The 2,374-nt window shown below is 67.1% G+C and carries 2 pseudogenes; both read right to left on the reverse strand.

Annotation, left to right across the window (positions count from 1 at the left end):
* Positions 1-95: 95 nt before the first annotated feature.
* A pseudogene (locus ADL01_RS19455) lies at positions 96-524 on the reverse strand (transposase); the annotation flags it as partial.
* 397 nt (positions 525-921) lie between these two features.
* Positions 922-2,320 (reverse strand): annotated as a pseudogene (locus ADL01_RS19460) (IS1380 family transposase).
* Positions 2,321-2,374: the final 54 nt, after the last annotated feature.

Below are 2,374 nucleotides of genomic sequence, written 5' to 3' on the forward strand. Positions count from 1 at the left end.
TGGACGGCGGCAGATAACCGCATCCACGACGGAAGTTGGGGGAACTTCAGAGTGCTTCACACACATGAAGGACACGCTCGTACGGGCTCAAGATAACGGCCCACGATCTTCTTGCCGGCGTCGGTGCCCTGGGTGTCGGTGGGGACGCTGGTGGCGGTCTTCACGCTCTGTGCGTCGAGAACGCAGGCTGTGGGCTCGGCGGTGCGTCCTGCCTGCTCACGGACCATTCGGTGCAGGCGGACGCCGATTTTCTCGATGGTGCCGTCGGCGGTCCATGCGCTGAAGTAGCTGAACACGGTGGTGTGCGGCGGGAAGTCGTGCGGCAGGTAGCGCCACGGCACTCCGGTCCGGTTGAGGAAGAGGATCGCGTTCATCACTTCTCGCAGGTCAGTGACCTTGCCGCCGAGGTTGAGCGAGGTCTTCTGTCGCTCGGCCCGCCAGGCCGTCAAGGTCGGCTCGATCAACTCCCAGCGGGCGTCGGACAGATCACTCAGGTACGGCTTGCGCTGCTGAGAAGTGGCCATGGGGATACTCATGCACGGGGCTCCCGATCGGGCATATCGCTCGATCGGGCGAGGCAAAAGACAAATTCAGGTGCTTATTCGAACCGGACAGGAGCTCTCGGTAGTAACCAGGGTGAAACGCAAGATCAGGTGCGTCGCGACCGAAGAGACATACCGCCCGTTCAGCCTGTACAAACTGATTCCCGGCATGCGCCAACCGCCGTAAACCACCGCGTAGGTGACACGAACGTCCTCTAACCTCGATCTTTCTTGACGGTCCGCCGACTCCGTCGGCGGACCGTTTCGCTTTCGGTGGCTGAGGGTGGGCAGGTTGACGGCCCGGCTCTCCGTCGGGTGGGCGCCGGGTTCCACTTCGCCGGTGCGGTGGTGGGGTTGTCGGGATGGTCGAAGTGGCTGGTCAGCCGGGGTTCGGGAGGATGTGCAGCCTGGCGATCACGTGAGTGATGACGTCGGTCCAGGGCCATCGGCCGGTGAAGCGCAGCCAGTGGCGGCGGCCGGTGTTCACGAACTGAGCGGCGGCGGAGAACAGGCGCAGGCGGAGCTTTTTGGGTTCCCAGCGGCGAGTGTCGCCGGTCAGGGCGAGCATCGGCATCCAGGCGAGGAGGTCGAGTGCGAGGGAGACGATCTCCAGCCAGATCCGGTTCTGGGCGGTGTCGTGCAGGGGGAGGTTGCGCAGGCCGTTTTCGGATGCGGTCCTCGCAGCGGGCCCGCCGTCGGTGACGCAGTTCGAGGTCGGCGAGCTGGCCGCCCTTTGTGTTGGTCGCGAAGCAGGTGAGCCGTAGGCCGTCGAGGTCGGTGAAGCGCAACTGGGCGCCGGGGTGCGGGCGTTCCTTGCGGACGATCAGCCGCATGCCCGTGGGCCAGGTGCTCAGGTCGGGCATGTCGGTGATCTCTGCGACCCAGGCGCCGGGCCGCTCGGTGCCGCCCGGGTCGTAGGCCGGCGTCCACGCCTTCTTCGGGATCTTCAGGACGGCCTGGTGGATGGCGTCGGTGATGGTCATTCCGACGGAATACGACAGCCATCGCCCGCGTCGGGAGAGCCAGTCGAGGAAGGTGTGGGTGCCGCCGCCGGAGTCGGTGCGGATCAGTATCTGCCGTCCCCGCCGCAGGCGGTTGGGTAGCTGGGCCAGGGCGAGTTGGGCGGTTTCGATGTGATCGCTCGCGGTGTTGGAGCCGGCGTTGCCGGGCCGCAGCAGGGCGGCCACCGGCTCCCCCGGACCTGGCCTGGCCGTGGTCGACGAACGCGACGAGCGGGTGATGGCCGAAGGTCTTCTTCCAGGTCGGGGTGGCGTCCTGCTTCTCGGAGTGTGCGAGCACAAGCACGCCGTCGATGTCCACGATCACCTGGCCGTCGGCGGCCGGACTGCTTGCCCCGGCCAACTCCCAGACTCGCTGACGCACTTCGGAACGTGCGCCCCGGATCGCCGCAAGAGCTTTCGGGCCGGACGCGGCGAGCGCGTCGACGAGGCGGGAGATGGTCGGATCGGAGGCCACCGGGCCGAACACAGACGGCTCGGCCCGCAGCACGCCGACGTCGGCCAGACAGTCGCCGCCGAGTGCGACGGCCAGCGCCACATCAGCAGGATCTTGCCCGGATCGTGCACAGCCCGCGGCTTGCGCCATGGCGTGAGTGCCGCCGATATCGCGGTATCCAGGCCGGACTTGCGGACTGTCTCGACCAGCAGCACCGAGCCGGCCTGGGCAACCACCCCGCGACCGCCACTCCCGACACGGGGGTAGGACCCGCTACTCTTGTCGGGTAGCCGGAGTCCATTGCTGGACCCCGGCCCCCTCAGAACCGTACGTGCACGTCATCCGCGCATACGGCTCAAGCAAGCCCCAAAGGCTCT

The sequence above is a fragment of the Streptomyces sp. NRRL WC-3618 genome, assembly GCF_001280005.1.
Taxonomy (GTDB): Bacteria; Actinomycetota; Actinomycetes; order Streptomycetales; family Streptomycetaceae; genus Streptomyces.